The following is a 26,156-nucleotide window of genomic DNA, read 5'->3' on the forward strand; positions in this document are numbered from 1 at the left end:
GTTATTCGTGTAGTTTTAATGATTCTGCTGAAAAGATAGAACCCATTTCTTTACCAGTACTTGCTTGGTAGTAATGGCCTTTACCAGCTTTGGCTACTTGCTTCAATTGACCTTCATAGCCATCGTTAAAGTCTAATCCGATCACATTTACAACAGTTGATCCTTTTGAGTTATGCAATTCTTTTGCTACTTTTACTGGATCTCCGCCACAAGTTTCCTCACCATCAGTGATTAAGTACACAATATGCTTTGTTCCTGCAGTAAGCTGCTCATCCGCTTGCTTTGCATTTTCTAGTGCACGTGCAATCGGTGTCCAGCCAGTTGGCCCAAGTCCGTTTAAAGAGTTTTCGAAGCTGTCCTTTTCATAAGGCTGTACGCCGTAAACGCCTCTAATGACTTCACATGATTGAGCTTTACCTGAATTTTTGTTGTTTCCTTCAGAACCAAACAAGCTCATACGAATTTTAGCGTCTTTTGGAAGTGACTGAGCAAATTTAAATACCTCTTGTTTAGCAAGATCAAATTTGCGCTCTCCCTCAACTTTTCTTGCCATGCTTCCGCTTGCATCAAGCAAGATTGTGACTCTTACATCTTTATTATGTTTTTTGACTGTAGATGCTTCTGCAAATACTGGTGAAGAGATTGACATAGATAATGTCAATACAGTTAAGGTTACGAGTGTGATTACTTTTTTCAACATACTTTTTCTTCCTCCTTATGTATTTGATTGAAACATCTTAATCGTAAATTATTCTGTCTTGGAATGGTATAGGACTCGGTCCCTTTTTCTCTTTCATCAAAATCACTAAAATTCTGTCAGATATCTAGATATTTTCACCTAACACACCCATTATTCTCTCGTTTTCTCTGTCTTTCGAGGGACTTTGTATCGGCCATCAGTTCTTGTCAGGACATAAATGTTTAAGATTTCCTGATCTGCGTCTTAAGTCGCGATTTGACACATTCTGTTCAAATCTCTTTGAACACACAAAAAAATGCCTCATTTCTGAGGCACCTTTGCTTTATTTTTTAGCCATATACGTGTTGAGAAAACGATCGGCTGATTCGATTTGAATTCCTTTATAATAATGCTTCACGATGGCATCTACTTTTTTGCCTGCCTGCGCCATATAATGCGCACCATATTGACTCATGCCTACACCATGACCATATCCTTTTGTTGTAATGACAATCTGCTGGCCCTGGCGTTCCCATGTGAAGTCCGCTGAATGAAGGCCTAGTGATTCTCGAATGTCTCGGCCTGACATTGTTTTACCGTTGATCACGGCTTTCGCTACCTGATTTCCTGGTGTCCGTTCTACAATCTGTCCGACCTGAGCCTGCTGAGTGAGCGTCACACCTAATTTTTGCTGAAATTCACTGACCGAGATGGTTTTCTTATTTTGAAATTTTGGCGATTTTTCGTCCCATTTACTTGAGACACTTTTCAAATAAGGGATTTCGTTTTTCCAATAGGCTTCGGCATTTTCCGTTTTTCCGTTACTTGTTGAAAAGAATGAAGCATCAATTGGTTTCTCGTCATAAGTCAGCACTTTTCCTTGTGTGCTGGCGACAGCTTCCGTGACCTTTTTTAATTTCCAATTGTACGCTTTCCCCCAAATTTTCTTGAGTTCCTGTTTGTTTTTGTAAACTTGGAACATTTGGGTATCATCTACAAGAGAGCCCTTGGGTGATTTGACAGTCTTATCACTGATCATTTGTCTGACGATATACGTTCTTGCTGCGAGCGCCTGTGCCTTGAGTGCTTCCATTTCAAAATCAGCTGGCATTTCAGATGCTACGACACCGATCACATACTCTTCTAAGGGGATGTTTTCTACCTGCTGATGAGCTGAGCGATAGACGGGGATAGCGACGGGTGATTGCTTCAATTTGACTGAACCCTTCACTTCTTTTTTAACTGATGGTTCTGCTGCTACGTGCTGGCTGGCCGCCGGCTTCCCTTGGAACGTCGGCAACACAAGTAATGTTGGAATCATTAAAATGATGATGCATATTCCTGCGATTGTCCATATCATTGGTTTCATATTTGGCTGCCCCCATTTGTCATTGAATCTCTTTTATCCTATGGGCAGGGACAAGCTAATATGACAGCTTCTTTCATTTAGTGGACAAGTCTTTTATGAAGATATGAGGCTGTTCTTCGATGGATTTTACTGTTCGTCTGTATGAATAAAATTTAAGATGGTTGGATACACTAATGATAAGCTTCGTGAAATGAGGCATTCTATGATTCTAAAAAAAATCAGCATGCCCCAATGGACACACTGATTTCTTTCATGATTAAGCGTTCAGATCTGATACAACTTGTTCTTGTGTCACATCTGCTGATTCATCGTTTACTCTTTCAATATCTGCACCGATTGCTGCAAGCTTTTGGTGGAAGTTCACATAACCACGGTCAATATGCTTCAACTCAGTGACACGTGTATGACCTTCTGCCACTAATCCAGCAAGTACAAGTGCTGCTCCTGCTCTTAAATCAGTCGCTGCCACTTCAGCACCTTGAAGTTGAACCGGCCCATTGATAATGACAGAGCGACCCTCAATTTTAATATCGCCATTCATGCGGCGGAATTCTTCAGCATGCATAAAGCGGTTTTCAAACACCGTTTCTGTGATCATGCTTGTTCCGTTCGCACGAAGCAATAGCGCCATCATCTGAGATTGCATATCCGTTGGGAACCCAGGATGCGGCATTGTTTTTAGATCGATTGGCTTGAGCTCAGATGGTCCAATGACTCTTAAACCTTCTTCTTCTTCAATGATCTGAATACCCATTTCTTCCATTTTTGCCACAAGTGATGTCATGTGCTCTGGCACTGCGCCTTTTACAAGAACATTTCCTTCTGTAATGGCTGCTGCCACCATGAAAGTACCTGCTTCAATTCTGTCAGGGATGATGTTGTGTTTTGCACCGTGAAGTGATTCCACACCTTCGATTTTGATTGTACCAGTACCAGCACCGCGAACCTTACCGCCCATGGCATTGATGTAGTTTGCTAAATCAACAATTTCAGGTTCTTTTGCTACGTTTTCTAAAATCGTTGTTCCTTCAGCTAATGCTGCTGCCATGATGATGTTTTCAGTTGCCCCTACACTTGGGAAATCCAAATAGATTTTTGCACCTTTTAAACGGCCTTTTACTTCAGCCTCGATGAAACCATTACCTACTTGAATTTTAGCTCCCATTGCTTCAAAGCCTTTTAAATGCTGATCAATTGGTCTTGAACCAATCGCACAGCCTCCAGGTAATGCAACTCTTGCATGACCTGTTCTTGCTAAAAGTGGTCCCATGACAAGCACGGATGCTCGCATTTTACGGACATACTCAAACGGAGCCTCAGTTTCTAGTGCATGAGATGCATCAACTGATACTTCGTTATTTTCAAAATGTACTTCTGCTCCTAAATGACGTAACACTTCATTGATTGTATATACATCGGAGAGCGTAGGTACATCACAAATTACGCTTTTTTCTGTACTTGCTAACAAAGATGCAGCGATTACTGGTAAAACGGCATTTTTTGCGCCTTCTACTTTAACTGTGCCGTTTAACTTTTGACCGCCGCGGACGATGATTTTTTCCAAGGTCTTCCCCTCCGCGTCCCAAATTCTCTATATTAATATTCAGTCGTTACGATTGGTGTGCCAACCGTAATCGTATGATTTTCGTTCATTTCCGAACTTCTGATGGCAATTTGAACATTCATTTTATCATTTGAAGTCATAATGAACTGTTCCCACTTATCTGTGTAAGCGGAAAGCGACACAAAATTAGACTCAACGAGATACTCAACTGGTTTTGCTTGAAATTCATTTGCTAACATTTCAGCTTTTTTTTGCAAAACAACATCCATCATACCATTTACATGACCATCGAGACAAGTAAAAATTACAATTTTCTCTTGTAATATGCTTTTTGCATGACGTACGAACTGATCATATGTATGCTCCCAGGTATTCAGTGGGCGAGCACCTTTTTGCTCATATAATAAATACGACTTTTGATTGGATTTTGTGTCGGTCTTCACGAGTAAAATTTTCGATTCTGTATCATTTTTTTCATCTTTGTAAATTCCTGTGACTTTGGTGACATGTTGTTCTTTTTTTTCGGTCCACTCATACTGTCGTAGTTCGTCTTTCAAACGTTTCACTTTTTTTGAAAATTGTTCGGATGAAATATCTACATTTGTTTTGGCATGAAGGGTCCACCCATCGACTTCGATTTTCTGGTTTTTTAGACCTTCTGCTATTTGAGCGAGCGGGGAAGATTCTTCCGCACGAACACCTTGAATCATCAGAACAAAAAAAAGAATAAACGCAAATAATGGCCAACCTTTCAAATACTTTCTCACTTGTCATTCCCCCTTGCTACAAGTGTTGCCGCAAGGAGGTCAATGCATACGTGGAAAAGTCAACAAAAGGCGAGCCTTTTGACCCTTCTTTTTACGTTCCCGCAGAAGACTGTGACCAAACCTTTTATGTTAGAACATATAAGGAATTTGTCTCGAGAAATTTAAGTAATCAAGGAAGAAATTGCTGACTGCAGATGCGATAGCAATGGTAATGAGCATCATCAGCAGCCTTGCTTGAACGATTTTCCCTTTTTTAATGAGTGGATCAATATTTACAGCAAGCAGTGCCCACCATGTAACCGCGATAAAAAATAGGTGGATCACAATGCCCACGATTGCTTGTTGTCCTACGTCTTCCATACAGTTGAATCCTCCTTTTATTTATTTCTGTAAAGGAAAACTCCCTTTCATTATATCCTCGAAAATCGGAAAGATGAATCATTTGGAAAAAAGAGCTACATTTAGTGTGAATCCCCTCTTATCCTGATGCCAAGGAGATGATATACTGCGTGTGGAAGGAGCTGAACACATTGAAAGATTCTTTTCCTGACTTTGTTGATTTGTACGGAGAATTGGTTCCCTCATTTGATCATGAATGGGAGGCCATTGCTTTCTACTTTGATTATAGACAGACACAGCTAGAAGAATTAGCACAATTGTGTCATTTTCATAACATTTCTTTGGATTACTCTGAGGAAAGCTTGTATCAGTTAGAATCACTATACTTTGATGCATTGACCAAGCAGCTGTTCGCTGAGTGGAAAATGCCGATAGATGCATTAGAAGCGATGATGAGTGTGTATATAGGAGAGGTTGTCATCCGTCATCATTCAGATGCTGACTGGGTGGTGCGGCCTTATATGGATTCTCCGCACAAATATACGCTTGGCTTACGTAGAAATAATAAAACATGGCATTGTAGTACGCAATTTTGCGAGCACTTATATCTAGAAAAGCAAGCATCTCATCCTTATGTGTCGATGTATCAATCTCTCATGTCATCCTAAAAAAAATCCTTCTTATCACAGTGATAAGAAGGATTTTCTGTTTTATTTCCCTGCTACATTTAAACGGTTTAACGCCCGTTTTAATGCGAGTTCCGCCCGGCGTACATCACTTTCATTCGGGTGGTTCAAATGCTCTTCAGCACGCTGCTTCGCTGATTTAGCACGATCGACATCAACTTTATCTGATGTTTCAGCGGCCTGAGCAAGAATCGTTACTTGTTCAGGGCGGACTTCAACAAATCCGCCACTTACTGCAACCAATTCAGTTGATCCACTATGTTTTAAGCGAACTGCACCGATTTTTAGCGGAGCAACCATTGGAACGTGGCCAGCTAAAATACCAAGCTCACCGCTTTCTGCTCTTACACTGACCATTTCCACATCCGCTTGATACACTGGGCCGTCGGGAGTAACGATATTGACTTGAACGGTCTTCATGCTTTTACCCTCCTAAGGACCAGATTAGGCCTCTACACCCATCTCTTTGGCTTTTTCAATCACTTCTTCAATGCGTCCAACTAAGCGGAATGCATCTTCTGGAAGGTGATCGTATTTACCAGACAAGATTTCCTTGAAGCCTTTAACAGTTTCTTTCAATGGCACATAAGAACCCTTTTGGCCAGTGAACTGCTCTGCTACGTGGAAGTTTTGAGATAGGAAGAATTGAATACGACGCGCTCTGTGTACCACAAGCTTATCGTCCTCAGATAATTCATCCATACCTAAAATGGCAATAATATCTTGAAGCTCTTTATAACGCTGCAATGTTTGCTGCACTTCACGCGCAATCGCATAATGCTCTTCACCAACGATCTCAGGTGCAAGTGCACGAGATGTTGAAGCAAGAGGATCAACCGCTGGGTAAATACCCATTTCAGTCAGCTTACGCTCAAGGTTTGTCGTTGCATCAAGGTGAGCGAACGTAGTTGCTGGAGCTGGATCCGTATAGTCATCCGCAGGTACATAGATCGCTTGAATCGATGTAACCGATCCTACGTTTGTAGACGTGATACGCTCTTGCAGCTGACCCATCTCTGTTGCAAGTGTCGGCTGATAACCTACCGCTGAAGGCATACGTCCAAGAAGGGCTGATACCTCAGAACCTGCTTGTGTAAAGCGATAGATATTATCGATGAAGAACAATACGTCTTGACCTTGTTCATCACGGAAATGCTCTGCCATTGTCAATCCAGTTAGGGCAACACGCATACGTGCACCTGGCGGCTCGTTCATTTGACCGAAGACCATGGCTGTTTTTTCGATAACGCCAGAATCTTTCATTTCGTAGTAAAGGTCGTTTCCTTCACGTGTACGCTCTCCAACACCAGCGAATACAGAAATACCGCCGTGTTCTTGTGCGATGTTGTTGATCAATTCTTGAATCAGAACGGTTTTACCAACACCAGCTCCACCGAATAGACCGATCTTTCCACCTTTGATGTAAGGAGCAAGCAGGTCAACAACTTTGATACCTGTTTCAAGAATTTCAACTTCTGTAGAAAGTTGATCAAAAGAAGGCGCTTGTCTGTGGATTGGATCTCTTTGAGCTTCCACACCAAGTGGCTCATCTAAGTCAATGTTATCTCCCAGTACGTTGAATACACGTCCAAGTGTTACGTTACCAACTGGTACTGAAATTGGTTTTCCAAGGTCTACAGCTTCCATACCGCGCTTCACACCGTCTGTTGATGCCATTGCGATGGTTCTCACTGTATCGTCACCTAAATGTAGTGCTACTTCTAAAGTTAAGTCGATATCAACTTCACTTTCGCTTTCCGCTTTATGCGAAACTTTGATCGCATTATAAATCTCAGGCAAGTGACCGTCTTCAAAACGAACGTCTACGACTGGTCCCATGATCTGACTGATGCGTCCTGTTTTCATTGCATTCCCTCCTGACAATTATTTCTATTCTAAGGCAGCTGCTCCGCCGACAATTTCTGTAATCTCTTGTGTAATCGCTGCTTGACGAGCACGGTTGTAAGAGAGTGTCAGGCTGTCGATCAATTCTTTTGCGTTGTCTGTTGCACTCTTCATTGCTGTCATTCTTGCAGCATGTTCACTTGCTTTGCTGTCAAGAAGCGCACCGAAAATCAAACTCTCTGCATATTGAGGAAGGAGAACTTCAAGAATTTCTTCTTCAGAAGGCTCAAACTCATAAGATGCGGAACGTTTATTTGGTGTCGCTGCGGCCGAAAGGTCCGTTAGCGGCAATAATTTCTTCTCTGTTACTTCTTGTGAAATCGCACTGACAAAGTGGTTGTAGAACATATAAAGTTCGTCAAACGCTTCATCAGAGAACATTTGAACTGTACTGCTTGCTAATTCTTTAATATCAGCAAACGCTACTTCGTCTCCAAGCCCTGTTACTTCAGAAATAACTGGAATACCACGCTTTTTGAAGAAGTCGCGTCCGATTTTACCAATGACAATCACCGCATATTCATCAGCGGATTGATGACGAGATTGAATGGTTTGGTAAGCGGCACGCAAAATCGAGCTGTTAAAAGGTCCTGCAAGCCCTCGATCAGATGTAATGACGAGATACCCTGTTTTCTTGACAGGTCTTGAAAGAAGCATTGGGTGCTTAGCACTTGTTCCAGTTGCGATTGCAGCAACCACTTCCTGGATTTTCTCCATGTAAGGAACAAAAGACTTCGCATTGTTTTCAGCACGATTCAGTTTCGCAGCTGATACCATTTGCATCGCTTTTGTGATCTGACTCGATTTTTTCGTTGACGTGATCCTTGACTTTATATCGCGTAATGAGGCCAAAGATTTCACCACCTTTTTTCAGGAATCCGTGTTCATTTACGTGAAAAGAGAGAAAAAGAGAATCTTTTTCTCTCGGAAAGATTACTAATTAGTTGCTTGGTGCAAACGTACGTTTAAAGCCTTCGATTGCTGTCTTCCACTCTTCATCAGCAGGCATATTTCCTGTTTGAGAGATTGTGTCAAACAAGCCTTTATGGTTTTCTTCAATGTACAAGAATAACTCAGCTTCAAAACGTTTAACATCAGCAATGGCTACATCGTCTAAATATCCTCTTGTTAGTGCGTAAAGAATCGCTACTTGTTTTTCAACTTTAAGCGGTTTGTTCAAGTCTTGTTTTAAGACTTCAACTGTTCTTGCACCACGGTTTAATTTCGCTTGAGTGGCTTGGTCTAGATCAGATCCAAACTGAGCGAATGCTTCAAGCTCACGATAAGAAGCAAGATCCAGACGAAGTGTACCTGCTACCTTTTTCATCGCTTTGATTTGTGCAGAACCACCTACACGGGATACAGACAATCCTGCGTTTACCGCTGGACGTACGCCTGAGAAGAAGAGGTCAGATTGTAAGAAAATCTGTCCATCTGTGATTGAAATAACGTTTGTTGGGATATATGCAGAGATATCGCCAGCCTGCGTTTCTACGAAAGGCAATGCTGTGATAGAACCGCCACCCTTTGCGTCACTAAGCTTCGCTGCACGTTCTAATAAACGAGAGTGAAGATAGAAAACATCACCAGGGAATGCCTCACGACCTGGAGGACGACGAAGCAATAATGAAAGCTCACGGTAAGCTGCCGCTTGTTTAGAAAGGTCATCATAGACAACAAGTACATGCTTGCCGTTATACATGAATTCCTCACCCATCGTTACACCTGCATAAGGAGCAAGGTAAAGAAGTGGAGCCGGCTGTGATGCAGAAGCTGTGACAACGATTGTGTAGTCAAGCGCACCATGCTTACGAAGTGTTTCAACAACACCACGAACCGTAGATTCTTTTTGTCCGATAGCTACATAAATACAGATCATGTCTTGATCTTTTTGGTTTAGAATTGTATCGATTGCAACAGATGTTTTACCTGTTTGACGGTCACCAATGATCAATTCACGCTGTCCGCGGCCGATTGGAATCAAGGCATCAATTGCTTTAATTCCTGTTTGAAGCGGCTCATGTACAGATTTACGATCCATAACGCCTGGTGCTTCACTTTCGATTGGACGTGTTTTGCTTGTTAAGATTGGACCTAGTCCATCAACAGGCTGACCAAGCGGGTTCACAATACGTCCGATTAACTCTTCACCTACTGGAACCTCCATGATACGACCTGTACGTTTTACGTCATCACCTTCGCGGATATCTTTGTAAGGTCCTAAAATAACGATACCTACGTTAGACTCCTCAAGGTTTTGAGCCATACCCATTACACCGTTAGAGAACTCAACCAGCTCTCCTGCCATAATGTTGTCAAGGCCATGTACACGCGCGATACCGTCCCCTACTTGAATGACTGTACCGACATCTTTTACTTCAATTTCTGATTGATAGTTTTGGATTTGCTGCTTTATCAGCGCGCTAATCTCTTCAGCTTTGATACTCACTAAGGTTTCACCCCTTCTAACGATTTTCGCCTGCAAGCTGACGTTCAATGCGGGAAAGCTTTCCGCTGACACTGCCGTCATAAATGCGGTTTCCGATACGGATTTTCACTCCGCCTATTAGATCCTTGTCAATCACATTTTCAACACGTAGTGATGTGACTCCGGCTTTTTTGGCAAATACTTCAGATAAAGATTGAATTTCAGCACCGCTCAGCGGTTTCACTGAATACACGACCGCATCGTCTATTTGTTTCGTGCGGTTTGCAAGTTTCACAAACTCCGACGTCATTTCAGAGAAAATATTCGTGCGTCCGCGGTCAATCAGTAAATACATTGTGTGCAATACATAAGTAGAAACACCTTTGAAAGCTTCTGCAATCAACTGTTTCTTTTTGTCTGCAGTAATCTTTGGATGAACAAGGAAGTCATTGAGTTCTTGATCAGCCTTTAGAACTTTTTTGATCTCATTCAGCTCTTTTTCAGTTTCGTCTACTGCCGAAGAAGCAAGAACGATGTCAAAAAGAGCAGAAGCGTAACGCTTAGAGACAATAGTTACGCTCATCGGCTTTCGCCTGCCTCTTTAAGGTACTCTTGAATCAATTTCTCTTGTGCCTGCTCATCAAGTTCTTTTTCAATCACTTTAGATGCAATCAGCACAGATAGTGATGCAACCTGCTCACGCAGTGCAGCCACAGCTTGTTCTTTTTCTTTCACGATTTCAGTTCTAGCAGACTCTTTCAAGCGCTCTGATTCTTGACGTGCTGCTTGAATGATCTCTTCTTTTTGTTTCTCACCAATCTTTTTCGCATTTTCGATGAGTGTATGTGATTCTTCGCGTGCTTCTTTCAATAAGACACGTTGTTCTTCAAGAAGCTTTTCAGCTTGAACGTGCTTTTGTTCAGCACTTGAAATTTCATTTCCTATATAATCTTCACGCTGCTTCATAATACCTAATAAAGGTTTAAGCGCAAATTTCTTTAAAAGTGCAAGCAAGATGAGCATAGCGATAAGCTGGAATAACATATCACCGGCGTTGAAACTTAAGCCCCCTGCTCCTAAAACCACTGGTAACTGAGACATTTAGTACGGCAACTCCCTTCTTTAAATAATATGTTAAGAAACAAAACATAAAGGAATGGCGAAGTTTCGAACTAATCTGATCTTCGCCATTAAAATTCATATTAGAACGCTTCTCACATATTAACCAAAGAATGCCAAGAATGCGATAACGACAGCGATAATTGGAAGTGCCTCAACTAAAGCGACCCCGATGAACATAAGTGTTCTTAGTTCTCTACCAGCTTCTGGCTGACGAGCGATTCCTTCAACTGTTTTAGATACGATTAGACCGTTACCAATACCTGCTCCTAGTGCTCCTAAACCGATTGCAATTGCTGCTGCTATTAAATTCATTAAAAAGCTCCTCCTTTAAAATAACGTCCTTTTTGGACTCTCAATTTTTTAGTGTTCGTCGCTGACTTTATGGGAAATGTACACCATTGTCAGCATGGTGAAGATAAATGCCTGGATTGTTCCGACAAACAAACTGAATGCCTGCCATACAATCATCGGCACGATGGCACCTAATGTACCAACGATACCAAGCGCAATGTTTTGCGAGTAGAAATTGGTCGCAAGTCCTGCAAGTAACCCAAGAAGAATCTCTCCAGCGAAAATATTTCCGTAAAGACGCAAACCAAGTGTTAGCGTGTTTGCAAATTCTTCAATAAGTTTCAATGGTACTAAAAGCGGAATTGGTCTAAAGTAGTCTTTCGTATATTCCTTGACTCCTTTTGCCTTGACACCGTAGAAGTGTGTAAGTCCCATGACCATAATTGCTAGTGTCATTGTGATTGCAGGATCAGCAGTTGGTGATTTCCACCACAAGTTGTGATCGACCGTAATCGAGAACGGCAGTCCAAGCATGTTTGAAACAAATATGTACATGAGTAATGTAACGCCAAGCGCTAGAAATGGGGCTCCTGTTTTCATGTCCATCGAACTACCTATGATATTTCGAACAAAATCAACGATCCATTCCATGAAGTTCTGCGCCTTAGTCGGACGAATAGACAGAACACGAGTAGTCAGCACCGCTATGAGAAGAACGATGATACTAGCAATCGTAATCATGAGAACATTGGATAAGTTGAACGTTAACCCTAAAAATTCTGTAGTTTTTGAACTGTGACCCAAAGAGTATTCACCTCTCTTCCATAGTAGAACGTTTAAGTTGAATGAAGGAATCTATCATAATGACAGGATATATTGTCATTAATCCTATAACAACACCTGCCAGATGAACTTCATTAGGGTAACGCCAAGCAATCGCTACTGCGAGAATCGCGTTGGCCCACCTGGCTGTACTTCCCATTGAACGAATGGATTTTCCTTTTTTAACCGCTCGATCAAAAGCGTGCATTCTCCGTATAAGTAGGAATAAATTAAAGAAAGCAAAAATTGTGCCGATAATGAAACCAAGAAACAGTGGTTTAAAACCAGGCATGGCATAGCCAAACACAAAAATTGCCAATAGATAGAACATGTATTTACTCTGTCTGCGGAAAATCGCGTTTGGATCGTTCATTCATCTGACTCCCGATGAAAAGTATTGTAAAAAAGGTGATAAATGGTGATGAAAACTGCGTAGAAGACGCTTATGATAAGCCGTCCTATTCGAAAAAAATCAATCACCCATCGGTCTAATTGCACAATCAGACTTGAAATCTTTAGATCTATGGGATGCTGCTTCATTCGTTGATACAAACCCTGATTATTAAAGGGTTCACAATGAGGATTAGTAGAGTGCTATAGGCTATGAAAACCTTACCATAATACCCTCGTTTAGCATACAATAGCGTCTATGATGTGTCAATCGGTTGAAAGTTAAAAAACTTTTCTATAGTGATAGAGCACACAAAATGTTCACAATTTCATCAAACTTTAGGAGAGATGTGACAATCATTGAAAAAAACAGCCAATGTTCAGTATACATTGATTTTTCTAAGAACGGTATCAACCGTTTGTCATATATTTCAAAAAGCCCACATGCACGTTTGCATGTGGGCTTTTATTAAGACTTTCTTATTTCGTTCCGTACATACGGTCACCAGCATCACCAAGACCTGGGATGATGTAACCTTTTTCGTTTAGTTTCTCATCTAATGCTGCAATGTAGATATCAACATCTGGATGATGCTTTTGCATTTCCTCTACACCTTCAGGGGCAGCAATCAGACACATAAAGCGAATGTTTTTCGCACCACGTTTTTTCAAGCTGTTTAACGCTTCGACTGCTGAGCCGCCAGTTGCAAGCATTGGGTCTACTACGATAAATTCACGTTCTTCCACATCAGATGGAAGCTTCACATAATATTCAACAGGCTTTAATGTTTTCGGATCACGGTATAAACCAACATGTCCCACTTTAGCAGCTGGAATGAGTTTCAAAATCCCGTCTACCATTCCAAGACCTGCTCTTAAAATTGGCACAACACCGAGTTTCTTCCCTGAGATCACGTTTGATTTCGCTACTTGTACAGGTGTTTCTACATCTACCTCTTCAAGCGGTAAATCTCTTGTGATTTCAAATGCCATTAATGTTGCGACTTCATCCACTAGCTCTCTAAATTCTTTAGTTCCTGTATGAACGTCACGAATATATGTAAGTTTGTGCTGAATAAGCGGGTGATCAAATACATAAACCTTTGCCATTGCTTGCTACAACTCCTTTTCTGTCATCTTCCGGTGAACTTTGCACACTTCCTACAATTCTACATAAAAAGACATCATCTTTCAATATGATTCGCAAATCCTACAAAAAAAACCCACATGCCAAATATAGGCAAATGGGTCTGTTTTTTAATAATCTAATTCGTTATATAGAGGGAAACGGGCCGTAAGATCAGATACACGCTTTTTCGCCTCTTCTAATTTCGCTTCATCTTCATGATGCTTTAGCGCAAGTGCAATAATGGAACCGACTTCTTTCATCGCTTCTTGATCAAAACCGCGGCTTGTTACTGCTGCTGTACCTACACGTACACCACTTGTGACAAATGGTTTCTCTGGATCATAAGGAATTGCATTTTTGTTCACTGTAATACCGATTTCATCAAGAACGTTTTCTGCAATTTTTCCTGTGATGCCAAGAGAACGCAAGTCGATGAGAACAAGATGGTTATCTGTTCCGCCAGATACAAGCTGAATATCTTCAGATAAAAGAGTTTCAGCTAGTTGTTTTGCATTATCAATGACGTTTTGTGCATATGTTTTGAAATCTCCGTTCAATACTTCACCGAAAGAAACAGCTTTTGCAGAGATGACATGCATCAGTGGTCCACCTTGAATACCAGGGAAAATCGATTTGTCGATCTTTTTACCAAACTCTTCACGGCATAGAATCATTCCGCCGCGAGGTCCGCGTAATGTTTTGTGAGTTGTCGTTGTCACAAAATCTGCGTAAGGAACTGGATTTGGATGAAGACCTGCTGCAACAAGACCAGCAATGTGAGCCATGTCGACCATAAAGTAAGCACCGACTTCATCAGCAATCTCACGGAACTTTTTGAAATCAATTTGACGTGGGTATGCACTTGCACCCGCAACGATAAGTTTCGGCTTATGTTCACGTGCTTTTTCAAGTACATCTTGATAGTCGATATGCTGAGTTTCTTTATCTACACCATATTCTACAAAGTTGTACTGTACACCACTAAAGTTTACAGGGCTTCCGTGTGTTAAATGCCCGCCATGTGATAAGTTCATGCCCAGTACTGTATCGCCATGCTCAAGAATTGTAAAGTATACGGCCATGTTCGCTTGAGCACCTGAGTGAGGCTGTACGTTCACATACTCAGCGCCAAAAATTTCTTTTGCGCGGTCACGTGCGATATCTTCCACAACGTCTACATGTTCACAGCCGCCATAGTAGCGTTTACCAGGATAGCCCTCAGCGTATTTGTTAGTTAATACAGAGCCCTGTGCTTCCATGACTGCTTCGCTTACGAAGTTTTCTGATGCAATTAATTCGATTTTGTCCTGCTGGCGTTTCCGCTCTAGTTGAATTGCTTTGAATACTTGTGCGTCTTGCTCAGGTAAATGTTTCATCAGCGAAATCCTCTCCAATCTATTTCCATTCGATGTTTTCACCATCTCATTGTACACGGTTTTTGAGTAAAATGTAAAAGTTTTTTTTGGAAAATCGACTTCTTTTTTATGAAAACCCGAATATTCAAGTGGTAAAGCGTCTTCATCATTCAACATTATATTAGAAATATATCGAAGCTATGATCTTGTATAAACGGCTCGTTCTCCGCCAATCAGCTTCGGACGCGTTTTCGCAAAAGTCACATGTGCATGTCCTAATCGATGACGACTGAGGCGGACAGGTACAGCGACTCTCTTTAAGTGCATCCCAATTAACGTATCGCCGATATCAATTCCAGCATGTGCCTCAATGCATTCGACTAATACAGGATGTTCCATTTGCTGATAAGCATGAGCCGCCATCGAACCACCCGCCTTGCGGACAGGTACTGCAGCTACGATCTCCAGGTTAAAACGGAAAGCCGCTTCTTCTTCAACAACAAGGGCACGATTTAGATGTTCACAGCATTGAAAGGCGAGCTCGATGCCGGTCTCTCGTCTTAACTGATCCAATTCTTGATAGATAGAGGCAGCAATTTGCTCACTTCCTGCAGTACCAATATGCTCACCAGCCACTTCTGACGTACTGCAGCCAATGACTAAGATTTGCCCGGCACGCAATTCAACTGTTTGATGAAACTCTTTTAACATTTCAAGCCAATCTTGACCAATGTTCATGTTAAGCGCTCCTTATAGGTGCTTTTCTTCGTAATCAGCAATTTTGCCAATCCGCACAGCATGGCGTCCTGCTGTAAACTCTGTCGTCAGCCAAATGTGCGCAATCTCACGTGCTAATCCTGGTCCAATCACTCGCTCTCCCATTGCAAGAACGTTCGTATCATTATGTTCTCTCGTTGCTTTCGCACTAAATGTATCATGAGCCAATGCACAACGGATTCCTTTTACTTTATTTGCTGAGATGCTCATGCCGATGCCTGTCCCACAAATTAAAATGCCGCGGTCGACTTCTCCGTTTGCCACCATATTGGCTACAGGAAAAGCATAATCTGGGTAGTCTACAGAACCTGATCCGCATTCACAACCCATATCAATGTATTCAATCTTCAATTCATCCATCAGTTGTTTGATTTCTTCACGAATATTCGTTCCGCCGTGATCGGATGCAATGGCTACTTTCATCGGGCAATTCCTCCTAAGGGTGAGTTGATCTGTTATGTCTTACATTCATTCTTTATTTACAGTTATATTTTAACCTCTGCCTAGTGATTTGCAAACAATAGCAGAAAAACCGTTGAGGCAACGGTTTTACAAGTTATCTATTATGATGATCTTTTTTCAGCTTCTCAGCGAGCTGATACAGCAAGGCTTCTAGTTCATCTCGAGTTTCCTGATAAACAGAAAGACTTCCTCCAAACGGATCGGATACATCGCCTTCTGTTCCTGTCGCAAATTCCTTTAAAGTGAAGACCTTGCCTTTTGCATGCGCATATTGCTCTGCAATCAACTGTTTATGCTGCATCGTCATCGTGAAGACGTAATGAGCTTCGCGCAGAAGATCCTCTGTCAATTTTGATGATGAGTGATTTAGTGGAATGCTTTTCTCAAATAATGCTTCGATCGCTTGAGGAGAAGCCTTCCCTTCATCGGAGGCAAAAATGCCCGCTGATTTTACAGTGACCTCTAAACCTTTTTCATCTGCAATTGAAGCAAAAAGGGCTTGAGCCATTGGACTTCTGCATGTATTTCCCGTACAAACAAATAAGATTTTCATCTTTCGCCCTCCTTTTCTTCTATTATATAGCATTTCATTCTACATGTTATGTAAGGAGATTGGCTAGAGCGGAAATAATAATTTGATACCAAAGGCTAGTAAAATGATTCCGCCAAGCGCGCCGCTATATGAACCAACCCATGACCGAACCTGTTTACCGAGTAATAATCCGAGCCATGTGAGGAGCATACTAAAAAAACCAAACAATAATATAGTCATCCACACCTGGGAACCGTAAATCCCAAGACTTAAACCAACGGAGAAGCTGTCTAGGCTTACACTTGTAGCAAAAAGAACGAGACCAGCCCCAACAGGTGCGATAAAGGGCTTATCCTCTTTGCGGATAGAAGCAACAATCATTTGCAGTCCCAGCACCAAAAGCAGCGCCCCGCCGATATAGGTGGCAAGTAGACCGAGCCATCCGGATAAGAGCTGACCTGTCAGCATGCCAAAAAGCGGCATAAACATATGAAATATCCCAATGACAAGTCCAATATAAATGATCTGGGGGAACCTCAGCTGAATCATCCCCATACCAAGTCCAACCGAAAAAGCATCCATCCCAAGTGCAAAAGCCATGATGCTGAGTGTCAGCAATTCGCCAGCTAGTTCGTTCATGTAAATCCCCCTTGGACACACATTCTCCTTTAACCTATGTTTGTCCAAGAAAGGTTAGAACTATTGGAACGAAGGGAGTGTACGCCCTCCTGCGGCTTTTTGCAGACGGTTCATAATGGCAGAACCAACTCCCTGCTCTGAAAAGGCTTCTGAAATAATCAAGTCTACATCTGTTTCATCAAATTGTCTCAGTACACGATAGAGGTTTGCAGCAACCGTTTCAGGTTTTTCTCTATATCCACAGCTGTACACAACATCTGCCGCAAACAGCGATTTCTTTTCTTCTGTTGTCAGCACTCCGACTTTTAGACCTTCAGCTTTGTATTTCTGAATGTGACGCTGCATGTCTTCATCACTTCCATGAAAGATATACATCTGGGCTTCAGGTGCATAATGTGTGTATTTCATTCCCGGCGATACAGGCGCTTCGTCCTTTTTTGTCAGCCCTGGGTCCACACTCACCGTCCCCACGACCTCTTCTAATGCTTCTTTTGTAATTCCGCCTGGTCTTAAAATCACTGGGGTCTCACCGGCACAGGATACAACCGTTGACTCAACGCCAATTCCAGTTGAACCGCCATCCACAATCCCAGCGATTCTCCCTTCGAGATCACTCGCTACATGGTCAGCTTGTGTTGGTGAAGGTTTTCCCGAACGATTGGCACTTGGTGCAGCAATTGGCAGACCAGCTGCTCGAATCAGCTCAAGCGCAATGGGATGGTCAGGCATTCTCACACCTACTGTGGATAAACCTGCTGTAACCTGCTTTGATAAAGTGCCCGGCTTACACGGAAGAACGATGGTTAAGGCGCCCGGCCAAAAGGCATCCATCAGCGCCTTCGCTTTTTCGCTTTCTATTTGTGCAAATTCGTGAAGCTGCTGAACCTCCGCAATGTGAACAATCAACGGATTATCACTCGGACGCCCTTTCGCTTCATAAATTTTCATAACGGCTTCTGTCTCTTTCGCATTTGCCCCGAGTCCGTAAACGGTCTCTGTCGGGAACGCAACCACTTCATTTTGCTGCAGCAGATCGGCCGCCTGTTTAATTTGTGGATAGTATGTGGATAAATCCTTTTCTAAATCCACAGACCACCTTTTTGTATTTAACATCATACAAACTCCTTTTAAAAAAAGATAAAACTGTTTATATATCTCAATTATCCTTTTGAAAGTATAAAAGATGATGATCAATAAAACAAGCGTTGTCCACAATTTGTGGATAACGCTTGTTTAATAGTGGATAAGTATGTGTATAAGTCCATCATTTTGTGATTAACTGCCTTTTTTTTGCAGGACCACAGCCTGTTCTTTCCCCAATGTCTCTTTTGCATGTGCTGAGCTCCATATGCTTTCTGGAATTTCCTCTAAAGGCGTAAAGCCCATTAATGCCAAAAAATCATGGGAAGAGGAATGGTTTGCGACGACATAAAAAGTATCCACACCCATTTTTTCACCGAGCGTTTGAACACTTTGGAACAAAGAGACAATGTGTCCCTGACCGAGCTTATCTGATATGACAAGAGACCGCAGCAATCCCTCTTGTTCATTGAGCTGTTCAAGACCTAAGCAGCCTGCCAGCTGACCATCCGCATCTTCCATCACTACAAATGCCGTTCGCTCCGCAAGCGTTACTCCGCCTTTTGCTTGTCCCTTTTCAAGAAAAGCATTGATCGCCGGGACATCTTGTTCTGTGGCTATTCTTAATTGATAATACATGCTTTCACCTCTTTTTGTTCTCTTACTTCAACTCTATGAGGCAAAAACCGATTTATACCTTTTTTAAGAGAAAAGACTAGAGACCCATTCAAACAAAAAGAACTTCACTTCACCTGTCTCTTCTTCCTCTTCTTTCACCACTTCATTAACAGACTCTTTCGTTTGCTGCGCTGTCACTTGTTTATCATCATCCCCTTCTGGTGAGGCGATGGCTTCTCCGTTTGAAAAATCGATAAAGCAGAGCGGCGGAAATAACACACACCACCAGTTGGCTCCGTCTCCTTCTCCAAGCGTAATTAAAATGGCTTCATATTTCCCAGCAGGGTAGACGAAATTTCCATAGAGCTTTGTTGGAAATGAAGCTTTTTGAAAACTGACCGATACGGATTGATCTATGTGCTGTTCCTTCAATTTCGCTTTAGCAATACGATTGATTTCTGGCAGCTTTGATCGAATAACACGTCTTGCTTCTTCAATGGATGTGAGGTCTTTCACCCACTCTGTCATACTCGCATTGACCTCGTCACGAATACTTCTTTTCACATCCTGATCCGCTGAACGATCACTATTTGCTAAAATGCGTAATCGAATCGCTTCATCTGGTATGACAACAGGCTGATTTGCAGAAGCAGCCGCTGTCTCCTCTCTGCCAAGATTTGCAAAAGCACCGCATAATAATAGAAACATATAAAGACAAATCATCGTTTTACTTTTCAACATTGTGTGTTCCCCCCACTTTTTCTCTTCGCTACAAACATTGTGTCCAGGAAACCCATCTCATAAACAGTCAACATGATTTTTTTAATAGATTATGAGTCAAAAACAAAAAAGCCGTTCTCATTAAGAACGACTTTTGAGTGAGGATTGGTAGTCAGAAGGGTATAGTCTCCCATCCCAATCTCGGCTGATTTTTAAACCAGATTCTGTTTTGATGACAGTCATGGCTCCTTTTTTCTCGATTTCTTTTTTGACTTTTCCTTTTTGATCGATAAATTGGATCACCATTTCATAGTTAAATTCAATTCTGTCATCGCTTTCATCTGAAGGCGTAAACATAATTTTCTTCAGCTTGATTTGACAATCTTGATCCTTTGCCGCTTCTAATATGCTCGGGAACATGCTGTCTTGTGTATATTCTTGATATTCATGTTCGGTTAAATAAACCTTCAGCTTCTCTTTCATGTCAGATAGGTCATCCGTTCGATTCACTGTGTATTGTGCTTTTTTATAGCTTTCTCCAAATGCTGCTGCCTCTTTTTTAAAGCTCGGTTTACCACAAGCACTCACAATCAATAGTACACTGACGATGACCAACACCATCGCATACCTTTTGTTCACACCATTCGCTCCTTCAAAACAAATTTATGTAAAAAATCATGATCAGAATGTTCATTCTTCTATATATACGTTTCTCTTTTACCATAAGTTTCATCTTTACATAATAAAATAGTCCGGCTTTCTTCAGCCGGACTTTCCGTTTTGAATGTGTGCGCAAACAGCTCGATCTTTTCCGTTAATATCTTTGACGATACAGACATCCGCTTTAGGAAATGCCTGCTCAAGAAGCGCTGTGACATCTTGACCTTGCGTATGTCCAATTTCAAAGACAACAACTGCCTGATCACTCAGCACGCTGGGAAGATCATGAACGAGACGCTGATAAAACCACAAGCCATCACGTCCGTCCGTCAGCGCATTCGCCGGCTCATGCTTTGTCACAACCTCAGACAAACTGTCCATTTCTTCCGCCGCAATGTAGGGTGGATTGGAAATAAATACGTCCACTTTCATGCCTTGAGCTATAATAGGTTCAAGTAAATCTCCATGTAAAAAATGAACGTCTGCACCGAGCGCTTGTTGATTCCGTTTTGCTACCGCAAGTGCTTCTTGCGAGATATCAGTCGCTGTGACAGATAGTGATTTTTTTTCAAGAGCCAGCGTAATCGCAATGGCCCCGCTTCCTGTGCCAACGTCAACTGCTTTGAGCGGCTGATCGGGCGGGAAAACGTCACCTACTAAATGGAGCGCCGCCAAAACAACTTCTTCCGTTTCAGGACGAGGGATGAGAACATGCTTGTTCACCTCGAAAGGACGTCCGTAAAAGAATTCAACTCCCGTTAAATGCTGAACAGGAACACCAGCCTTGTGCTGCGTCACAAATTTGCTGAACAGGTGATCTTGCTCCTCAGGCAGCGAATCATGAAAACGTGCAAGAAGCTCACTTCTGCTCCAGCCAAGTACATGCATCAAAAGAAGCTCTGCTGCATTTTGGTCTCTTCCAGCTTCCGTTAACAAAGAAGAAGCCCATTTAAGGGCTTCAAAAATTGTTCGCTCTTTATTTTGCATTTTGAAGCTTTCTTGCTTGGTCTTCCATAATTAATGCATCAATGACCTCGTCAAGTTTTCCTTCTAAAATTTGATCAAGCTTTTGAATCGTCAACCCGATACGGTGATCTGTTACACGGTTTTGCGGGAAGTTGTACGTACGGATACGCTCTGAACGATCCCCTGTTCCAACCGCAGATTTACGCGTTTGATCATATTCAGCCTGTGCTTCACGCTGGAATTTATCATAAATTCTCGCACGCAGTACTTTCATGGCTTTTTCTTTGTTTTTGATTTGCGACTTCTCATCCTGACAGGATACAACCACACCTGTTGGAAGGTGAGTTAATCGAACTGCAGACATGGTCGTATTGACACTTTGTCCGCCAGGTCCGCTAGATGTGAAAGTATCTACACGGATGTCTTTTTCATGGATATCAATTTCTACTTCTTCAGCCTCAGGCAATACAGCAACTGTCGCTGTTGATGTATGAATTCGTCCGCCTGATTCCGTTTCCGGAACACGCTGCACGCGGTGTGCGCCGTTTTCAAATTTCAGTTTGGAGTACGCGCCTTTCCCGCTGATCATAAAGATAATCTCTTTATAACCGCCTGTGCCTGTGACACTCGCTTCCATCACTTCCGTTTTCCAGCCTTGCATTTCAGCATAACGACTGTACATGCGGTAAAGGTTTCCGGCAAAAAGAGCAGCTTCTTCTCCACCCGCTGCACCACGAACCTCCACAATAACGTTTTTGTTGTCATTCGGATCTTTCGGGATCAGCAAGATTTTCAGCTCGTCTTCTAAACGTTCCGTTTCCTCTGTGAGCTCTGAAATTTCTTCTTTGACCATGTCGCGCATCTCGGCATCCAGCTTCTCTTCCAGCATTGCTTTCGCGTCATTCAGCTGGTCGTATGCCGCACGATATTGTCTATATACCTCAACAGTTTCTTGAATATCGGATTGCTCCTTTGAATATTCACGAAGCTTCGTAGGGTCGTTCACCACTTCAGGGTCACTTAAATATTCATTTAGCTTTTCATAGCGTTCTTCAATTGATTTTAAACGGTCTAACATGGTCTTCACCTCTGTTTTGTGCGTAACAGTCTAATTATAGTATAGCAGGGTATGACAGTCAAAAAAATTTCCTGCAATTTTTCGCTAGAAAACACGATCTTTGGCGATTGGTTACTTGTTTTGTCTAACGTGAAGGAACAGGTCCTCCTTAAAGAGAATGGTACTTGTAATTGAAAAAAGGGAGGGCATTTGGTTTGAATACAAATGAGGTTGCAAAGGAAATTGGTGTTTCTTCAAAGACGATTCAGCGTTGGGTCAAACAGCTCAACATCCCTGTCGCCCGGAATGAACTTGGACATTATGAATTTCATGAAGACATTGTACAGCTGCTCAAAGAGGTCAAACACCAGATGAGTGAAGGTGTAATCCTCCAAGACATTCAACTGCCAATCCATAAGGAAACCGTCCGTCAATCAGCACCTGCTGCCCAAACTGATGTCTCCATACAACGGATTGAAGCATTAGAAAAACAGGTGAAAGAGCTTATTCAGCAGCAATTACACGTCAATGATGTAGAAGACCGCCTGCAAGAGCTTGAACGGAAATTGGCTAAAAAAGCAGATGAAGGTGTATCGTATCAGTTGCTTCAGCACCGCAGAGAAATTGAAGATTTATCCACTAAATTTGACCGCCTCACCGCAGCCTTGAAACAACCATCACAAGTAGAAGAAAAAAAGGAAATCGCACACCCTGACATCAAAAAAAAGCGTGTACTCTTCCCTCTGTTTCATTCATTTCGTTAAGAAAGGCTGCCTCGATAGGCAGCCTTTCTACTATATTATACGGTAAGTGCAATAATGATCGGTAATGTGATGAGTGACATGATGGCACTGATCACAAATGCGGATGCAGTTTCCGCCTCTTGTTTTTCAAATCGTGTTGCGATCATCGCTGCAACAGCTGAACCTGGGAAGGCAACAAGTAATACAGCTTTTGTAATTTCATCAGCCGAAAGACCCATAATAACGGCAATAAAATACATAAGTAATGGTTGTACAGCTACTTTTAGCAATGCAATACTGAAGGCTGGCAAGCTTAATTTAATTTTTCGGATACCAACAGTGACACCGACTGCAAATAGCGCAACCCCTGATGTAACGCTGCCAATTTCCTCTAACATTTCATGTCCGATTGCAGGAAGTTTAAATCCTAAAAGAACAAGAATGATACTGGCTAACGGCGCAAGTGCAAGCGGCTCTGATAAACCGTGCAAAATTGCTTTTGTCGTCATTTTTAGGAAACTTTCGCCTTCTTTGGCTTTTCCTTTTGTTTTTTCACCGACAGTTGACACAATAATAGCAATTGGATCAAGCAATGCATTTACAACTATTCCGGTAATCGCAATCGGAATTGCGACTTCTTGAGCCCCAAATAAACTGCCCAAGACCGGAATCCCCATAAATGCAAAGGTCGGTTGTGCTGAGTTTAATGAGAAAACAGAAGAATCTGTTAAATCATATTTAAAAGCAAATTTTGTAACTAAAAGGATAATGATATAAAAACCAACGATTCCGAAAATCAATGCAACGAAAAATGGAATTTGACTATAGAATTTATCTTTTGGTGTTGACAGAATACTGGCGATAAAGTGCGCTGGTAAAGCATACTTTGTAACAAGTGTACTTACACCTTTTGCAGATTTAGCGTCATAGCTGCCGAAGTTCCCTGCGAACCAACCCAGCGCGATAACGAAAAAAATCGGTGCTAGGAGGATCAAAATATTTAAAAAGTCCACCTTACTCTTCCTCCTTAAATCCTTTACGTGTTTCTTTTTTTATTGCGGCATTGCTTAAATTACCCGAAGCAATGCCGCGTTACACATTTTATTATGCTCTTACAATTTTTTTATATTCAGGAATCCACATTGCGTCTTTCACAGCTTGTTCGATGTTATCAGGTGTTCTTCTAGCGACACCATCTTTAATTGCTGCTTTCGCTACTTCAACAGCCACATGAATTGACACTTCTTGCAATTTATCAATACTTGGAAGAAGACCAGCACCTGGTTTCTCATGATCAACCATTTCAGCAATTGCATTCGCAGAAGCAACGAACATGCCTTTTGTGATGATTTTTGACTCTGTTACGATTGAACCAAGACCAAGTCCAGGGAAAACGAACGCATTGTTTGATTGTCCGATTTCATGTTCAATTCCGTTATACTCAACGTTTTCGAACGGGCTTCCTGTTGCAACAAGCGCACGGCCGTCAGTCCATTTGAATAGATCCTCTGGCACAGCTTCAGCAAGCGGTGTTGGGTTAGACATTGGCATGATCACTGGACGCTCTGTATGAGCTGCCATTTCTTTAATGATTTCTTCAGTGAATGCGCCACCTTGACCTGATGTACCGATAAGGATTGTCGGCTTCACCCTGCGAACAGTTTCAGCAAATGAGATTTGTCCTTTTTCATCGCGTGCCCAGCCTTCTACTTCATCAGAAGTACGAAGGTATGGTTTTTGGAAATCAAGAACTTCATCCTCAAATTGATCTGTTAGCAATCCTCTGTAGTCTAATGTCCAGAATGCATTGTTTGCTTCTTCTTCTGTTAGACCTTCAAGAACCATTGTGTCACGCATTTGATCTGCAATTCCGATACCAGCTGATCCAGCTCCGAAGATGACAACACGGTGATCTTTCAATTGAGTACCAGTTTTCTTGACAGCTGCAAGAACACCCGCTAAAGTAATGGCACCAGTACCTTGAATATCATCGTTGAACGTTAAGATGTTATCGTTGTATTTTTTCATGATGTTACGCGCATTTTTGTTTCCAAGGTCTTCCCAGTGAAGCAATGCTTTCGGGAAGAATTTAAGTGCTGCTTTCACATAAGCATCAATGAATTCTTCGTATTTTTCACCTTGTACACGTTTGTGATGGTTCCCGATGTATAATGGATCATTCAATAATTTTTCATTGTTTGTTCCAACATCTAATACAACTGGAATCACGCGGCTAGGATCAATACCTGCTGCAGCCGTGTAAACAGCTAATTTACCGATTGCGATATTGATACCACCAACACCCCAGTCACCAATTCCAAGAATACTCTCAGAGTCAGTTGCAACGATGAGGTCAATATCTCCAGCAGTTGCGTGTAAGTTTTCAAATGCTTTCTCGATTCCGTCAATATCGTCGATTGAAAGATAGACACCATGAGGTCTTCTGTATTCATGGCTGTATTCTTGGATCGCTTCACCAACAGTTGGTGTGTACACAACCGGAAGCATTTCACGAAGCTTTTCTGTTAGAAGCTTGTAGAACAATACTTCGTTACGGTTTTGCAAATCACTTAAGTATACGTTTTGACGAAGACGATCCGGCTGAGCTAGAAACTGCTTGTACGCTCTTTCTGCTTGCTGTTCTAAAGTTAGAACCGTTGGAGGTAGTAAGCCTTCTAGTCCAAGCTCTTGTCTTTCTTCTTCAGAGAAAGCAACGCCTTTGTTCAACGTTGGAATCGATAATACATCTTTACCTGTCAAAGTGGTTTCGAGGTACCCTTCTTTTGTTTTCTTCACGTTGTTCATCAAAAACTACCCTCTTTCTAAAATATAAATAAAGTGAACTATTAATCCAAAGAACGATTAAGGAGAAAAATCCTTAATCAAAAAAATTATGACAAGAAATCGAACTTTTCGTTTAAATGCTTTACACTACAGTTAGTCATTTTATGCCTGCTTATGACAAAACGCAAGCGTTGAAAATTAGATAATTTAATCGTAGTGTTATTTAATTTATTTAAGTACAAATGATGGGTGTTCAGCCAAAATCTCGAAAA

At 41.8% G+C, this 26,156-nt stretch carries 30 protein-coding genes; 2 read left to right on the forward strand and 28 right to left on the reverse strand.

Features of this window, described 5'->3' with window-relative positions; all coding sequences use genetic code 11:
• Position 1 precedes the first annotated feature (1 nt).
• The 5 genes from NSQ25_RS16865 to NSQ25_RS16885 all read right to left on the reverse strand — a co-directional run bounded on the left by NSQ25_RS16865 (position 2) and on the right by NSQ25_RS16885 (position 4,739).
• Positions 2-700, reverse strand: coding sequence for a VWA domain-containing protein (locus tag NSQ25_RS16865; RefSeq protein WP_080769523.1), 699 nt, complete (start codon positions 698-700; stop codon positions 2-4).
• A 322-nt stretch (positions 701-1,022) separates the two neighbouring features.
• On the reverse strand, positions 1,023-2,048 hold the full coding sequence (gene spoIID / locus NSQ25_RS16870; RefSeq protein WP_041115518.1) for a stage II sporulation protein D: 1,026 nt from the start codon (positions 2,046-2,048) through the stop codon (positions 1,023-1,025).
• Between the two features lie 256 nt (positions 2,049-2,304).
• Complete coding sequence (gene murA / locus NSQ25_RS16875) at positions 2,305-3,612, reverse strand: UDP-N-acetylglucosamine 1-carboxyvinyltransferase (protein ID WP_061110185.1); 1,308 nt, start codon at positions 3,610-3,612, stop codon at positions 2,305-2,307.
• A 32-nt stretch (positions 3,613-3,644) separates the two neighbouring features.
• The gene (locus tag NSQ25_RS16880) at positions 3,645-4,379 is read right to left on the reverse strand and encodes a YwmB family TATA-box binding protein (protein WP_326135884.1); all 735 of its coding nucleotides are present in this window, start codon (positions 4,377-4,379) and stop codon (positions 3,645-3,647) included.
• Between the two features lie 129 nt (positions 4,380-4,508).
• Positions 4,509-4,739, reverse strand: a complete 231-nt coding sequence (locus NSQ25_RS16885) for a DUF1146 family protein (RefSeq protein WP_024423724.1) — start codon at positions 4,737-4,739, stop codon at positions 4,509-4,511.
• Between the two features lie 170 nt (positions 4,740-4,909).
• On the opposite strand from NSQ25_RS16885, the gene NSQ25_RS16890 reads away from it, so the two are divergent.
• Positions 4,910-5,386: a hypothetical protein gene (locus NSQ25_RS16890; RefSeq protein ID WP_024426339.1), complete on the forward strand. Its 477-nt coding sequence runs from the start codon at positions 4,910-4,912 to the stop codon at positions 5,384-5,386.
• 42 nt (positions 5,387-5,428) lie between these two features.
• Here NSQ25_RS16890 and NSQ25_RS16895 read toward each other — a convergent pair whose 3' ends face one another.
• From NSQ25_RS16895 to prfA, 21 genes are all read right to left on the reverse strand, one after another.
• A complete protein-coding gene (locus NSQ25_RS16895) occupies positions 5,429-5,824 on the reverse strand; it encodes a F0F1 ATP synthase subunit epsilon (RefSeq protein WP_003214592.1) in 396 nt (131 codons plus the stop codon).
• Between the two features lie 24 nt (positions 5,825-5,848).
• A complete protein-coding gene (gene atpD, locus NSQ25_RS16900) occupies positions 5,849-7,270 on the reverse strand; it encodes a F0F1 ATP synthase subunit beta (protein WP_024423726.1) in 1,422 nt (473 codons plus the stop codon).
• Positions 7,271-7,294: 24 nt separating this feature from the next.
• A complete protein-coding gene (locus NSQ25_RS16905; protein ID WP_024423727.1) occupies positions 7,295-8,161 on the reverse strand; it encodes a F0F1 ATP synthase subunit gamma in 867 nt (288 codons plus the stop codon).
• An 88-nt stretch (positions 8,162-8,249) separates the two neighbouring features.
• Complete coding sequence (gene atpA, locus NSQ25_RS16910) at positions 8,250-9,758, reverse strand: F0F1 ATP synthase subunit alpha (RefSeq protein ID WP_034281219.1); 1,509 nt, start codon at positions 9,756-9,758, stop codon at positions 8,250-8,252.
• Between the two features lie 16 nt (positions 9,759-9,774).
• Positions 9,775-10,320 (reverse strand): F0F1 ATP synthase subunit delta, encoded by a 546-nt coding sequence (locus NSQ25_RS16915; protein ID WP_024426340.1) that lies wholly within the window; start codon positions 10,318-10,320, stop codon positions 9,775-9,777.
• A complete protein-coding gene (gene atpF, locus NSQ25_RS16920; RefSeq protein ID WP_008354935.1) occupies positions 10,317-10,838 on the reverse strand; it encodes a F0F1 ATP synthase subunit B in 522 nt (173 codons plus the stop codon). Before atpF ends, NSQ25_RS16915 begins: the two co-directional genes overlap by 4 nt.
• A 120-nt stretch (positions 10,839-10,958) precedes the next feature.
• Positions 10,959-11,171: a F0F1 ATP synthase subunit C gene (gene atpE / locus NSQ25_RS16925; RefSeq protein WP_003214968.1), complete on the reverse strand. Its 213-nt coding sequence runs from the start codon at positions 11,169-11,171 to the stop codon at positions 10,959-10,961.
• A 48-nt stretch (positions 11,172-11,219) separates the two neighbouring features.
• The gene (atpB, locus tag NSQ25_RS16930) at positions 11,220-11,954 is read right to left on the reverse strand and encodes a F0F1 ATP synthase subunit A (RefSeq protein WP_039182108.1); all 735 of its coding nucleotides are present in this window, start codon (positions 11,952-11,954) and stop codon (positions 11,220-11,222) included.
• Between the two features lie 7 nt (positions 11,955-11,961).
• Positions 11,962-12,345, reverse strand: a complete 384-nt coding sequence (locus NSQ25_RS16935; protein ID WP_024423731.1) for an ATP synthase subunit I — start codon at positions 12,343-12,345, stop codon at positions 11,962-11,964.
• Positions 12,346-12,842: 497 nt separating this feature from the next.
• Positions 12,843-13,472, reverse strand: a complete 630-nt coding sequence (gene upp, locus NSQ25_RS16940) for a uracil phosphoribosyltransferase (protein WP_003214553.1) — start codon at positions 13,470-13,472, stop codon at positions 12,843-12,845.
• Between the two features lie 147 nt (positions 13,473-13,619).
• Positions 13,620-14,867, reverse strand: a complete 1,248-nt coding sequence (glyA, locus tag NSQ25_RS16945) for a serine hydroxymethyltransferase (RefSeq protein ID WP_034281450.1) — start codon at positions 14,865-14,867, stop codon at positions 13,620-13,622.
• A 177-nt stretch (positions 14,868-15,044) separates the two neighbouring features.
• Positions 15,045-15,584, reverse strand: a complete 540-nt coding sequence (locus NSQ25_RS16950) for a TIGR01440 family protein (RefSeq protein ID WP_034281221.1) — start codon at positions 15,582-15,584, stop codon at positions 15,045-15,047.
• A gap of 12 nt (positions 15,585-15,596) precedes the next feature.
• Positions 15,597-16,046 (reverse strand): ribose 5-phosphate isomerase B, encoded by a 450-nt coding sequence (rpiB, locus tag NSQ25_RS16955; RefSeq protein ID WP_003214714.1) that lies wholly within the window; start codon positions 16,044-16,046, stop codon positions 15,597-15,599.
• Between the two features lie 133 nt (positions 16,047-16,179).
• Positions 16,180-16,638, reverse strand: a complete 459-nt coding sequence (locus NSQ25_RS16960; RefSeq protein ID WP_024423734.1) for a low molecular weight protein arginine phosphatase — start codon at positions 16,636-16,638, stop codon at positions 16,180-16,182.
• Positions 16,639-16,701: 63 nt separating this feature from the next.
• Positions 16,702-17,256, reverse strand: coding sequence for a manganese efflux pump (locus tag NSQ25_RS16965; protein ID WP_065214880.1), 555 nt, complete (start codon positions 17,254-17,256; stop codon positions 16,702-16,704).
• Between the two features lie 60 nt (positions 17,257-17,316).
• Positions 17,317-18,369 (reverse strand): L-threonylcarbamoyladenylate synthase, encoded by a 1,053-nt coding sequence (locus NSQ25_RS16970; RefSeq protein WP_081279482.1) that lies wholly within the window; start codon positions 18,367-18,369, stop codon positions 17,317-17,319.
• A gap of 162 nt (positions 18,370-18,531) precedes the next feature.
• Positions 18,532-18,975: a general stress acyl- n-acyltransferase gene (locus tag NSQ25_RS16975; RefSeq protein ID WP_034281223.1), complete on the reverse strand. Its 444-nt coding sequence runs from the start codon at positions 18,973-18,975 to the stop codon at positions 18,532-18,534.
• A 63-nt stretch (positions 18,976-19,038) separates the two neighbouring features.
• On the reverse strand, positions 19,039-19,692 hold the full coding sequence (gene spoIIR, locus NSQ25_RS16980; protein WP_229137102.1) for a stage II sporulation protein R: 654 nt from the start codon (positions 19,690-19,692) through the stop codon (positions 19,039-19,041).
• A gap of 123 nt (positions 19,693-19,815) precedes the next feature.
• Positions 19,816-20,295 carry a hypothetical protein gene (locus NSQ25_RS16985; protein ID WP_024423739.1) on the reverse strand — a complete coding sequence of 160 codons (480 nt, stop codon included), beginning with the start codon at positions 20,293-20,295 and terminating at the stop codon, positions 19,816-19,818.
• Positions 20,296-20,436: 141 nt separating this feature from the next.
• A complete protein-coding gene (prmC, locus tag NSQ25_RS16990) occupies positions 20,437-21,321 on the reverse strand; it encodes a peptide chain release factor N(5)-glutamine methyltransferase (protein WP_070326119.1) in 885 nt (294 codons plus the stop codon).
• Positions 21,311-22,378: a peptide chain release factor 1 gene (gene prfA / locus NSQ25_RS16995; RefSeq protein ID WP_034281226.1), complete on the reverse strand. Its 1,068-nt coding sequence runs from the start codon at positions 22,376-22,378 to the stop codon at positions 21,311-21,313. The genes prmC and prfA overlap by 11 nt, the downstream gene beginning before the upstream one ends.
• A 194-nt stretch (positions 22,379-22,572) precedes the next feature.
• Here prfA and racA point away from each other — a divergent pair, with 194 nt between their 5' ends.
• Positions 22,573-23,121, forward strand: coding sequence for a chromosome-anchoring protein RacA (gene racA / locus NSQ25_RS17000; protein ID WP_267542723.1), 549 nt, complete (start codon positions 22,573-22,575; stop codon positions 23,119-23,121).
• A gap of 35 nt (positions 23,122-23,156) precedes the next feature.
• Here the strand turns inward: racA and NSQ25_RS17005 are convergent, their stop codons facing one another.
• Positions 23,157-24,113, reverse strand: coding sequence for an AEC family transporter (locus NSQ25_RS17005; protein ID WP_081124965.1), 957 nt, complete (start codon positions 24,111-24,113; stop codon positions 23,157-23,159).
• 91 nt (positions 24,114-24,204) lie between these two features.
• On the reverse strand, positions 24,205-25,905 hold the full coding sequence (gene malS / locus NSQ25_RS17010; protein WP_046312945.1) for an oxaloacetate-decarboxylating malate dehydrogenase: 1,701 nt from the start codon (positions 25,903-25,905) through the stop codon (positions 24,205-24,207).
• Between the last annotated feature and the right edge of the window lie 251 nt (positions 25,906-26,156).

The sequence above is a fragment of the Bacillus sp. FSL R5-0512 genome, from assembly GCF_038593295.1.
In the GTDB taxonomy this organism is placed as follows: domain Bacteria; phylum Bacillota; class Bacilli; order Bacillales; family Bacillaceae; genus Bacillus; species Bacillus safensis.

Excerpts from the sequence above, each read along its gene's own strand:
- atpF (WP_008354935.1), bottom strand. The coding sequence starts at position 10,838 with ATGTCTCAGTTACCAGTGGTTTTAGGAGCAGGGGGCTTAAGTTTCAAC.
- NSQ25_RS16865 (WP_080769523.1), bottom strand. The coding sequence starts at position 700 with ATGTTGAAAAAAGTAATCACACTCGTAACCTTAACTGTATTGACATTA.
- NSQ25_RS16985 (WP_024423739.1), bottom strand. The coding sequence starts at position 20,295 with ATGGTGTTGGTCATCGTCAGTGTACTATTGATTGTGAGTGCTTGTGGT.
- atpE (WP_003214968.1), bottom strand. The coding sequence starts at position 11,171 with ATGAATTTAATAGCAGCAGCAATTGCAATCGGTTTAGGAGCACTAGGA.
- NSQ25_RS16975 (WP_034281223.1), bottom strand. The coding sequence starts at position 18,975 with ATGTATTATCAATTAAGAATAGCCACAGAACAAGATGTCCCGGCGATC.
- prmC (WP_070326119.1), bottom strand. The coding sequence starts at position 21,321 with ATGCAAAATAAAGAGCGAACAATTTTTGAAGCCCTTAAATGGGCTTCT.
- upp (WP_003214553.1), bottom strand. The coding sequence starts at position 13,472 with ATGGCAAAGGTTTATGTATTTGATCACCCGCTTATTCAGCACAAACTT.
- malS (WP_046312945.1), bottom strand. The coding sequence starts at position 25,905 with ATGAACAACGTGAAGAAAACAAAAGAAGGGTACCTCGAAACCACTTTG.
- NSQ25_RS16915 (WP_024426340.1), bottom strand. The coding sequence starts at position 10,320 with ATGAGCGTAACTATTGTCTCTAAGCGTTACGCTTCTGCTCTTTTTGAC.
- NSQ25_RS16895 (WP_003214592.1), bottom strand. The coding sequence starts at position 5,824 with ATGAAGACCGTTCAAGTCAATATCGTTACTCCCGACGGCCCAGTGTAT.
- NSQ25_RS16950 (WP_034281221.1), bottom strand. The coding sequence starts at position 15,584 with ATGAACATTGGTCAAGATTGGCTTGAAATGTTAAAAGAGTTTCATCAA.
- spoIID (WP_041115518.1), bottom strand. The coding sequence starts at position 2,048 with ATGAAACCAATGATATGGACAATCGCAGGAATATGCATCATCATTTTA.
- prfA (WP_034281226.1), bottom strand. The coding sequence starts at position 22,378 with ATGTTAGACCGTTTAAAATCAATTGAAGAACGCTATGAAAAGCTAAAT.
- atpD (WP_024423726.1), bottom strand. The coding sequence starts at position 7,270 with ATGAAAACAGGACGCATCAGTCAGATCATGGGACCAGTCGTAGACGTT.
- glyA (WP_034281450.1), bottom strand. The coding sequence starts at position 14,867 with ATGAAACATTTACCTGAGCAAGACGCACAAGTATTCAAAGCAATTCAA.
- NSQ25_RS16885 (WP_024423724.1), bottom strand. The coding sequence starts at position 4,739 with ATGGAAGACGTAGGACAACAAGCAATCGTGGGCATTGTGATCCACCTA.
- NSQ25_RS16970 (WP_081279482.1), bottom strand. The coding sequence starts at position 18,369 with ATGTTAAATACAAAAAGGTGGTCTGTGGATTTAGAAAAGGATTTATCC.
- rpiB (WP_003214714.1), bottom strand. The coding sequence starts at position 16,046 with ATGAAAGTAGCCATTGCATCCGATCACGGCGGAACGAATATTCGTGAA.
- NSQ25_RS16965 (WP_065214880.1), bottom strand. The coding sequence starts at position 17,256 with ATGAACGAACTAGCTGGCGAATTGCTGACACTCAGCATCATGGCTTTT.
- NSQ25_RS16935 (WP_024423731.1), bottom strand. The coding sequence starts at position 12,345 with ATGAACGATCCAAACGCGATTTTCCGCAGACAGAGTAAATACATGTTC.
- NSQ25_RS16960 (WP_024423734.1), bottom strand. The coding sequence starts at position 16,638 with ATGAAAATCTTATTTGTTTGTACGGGAAATACATGCAGAAGTCCAATG.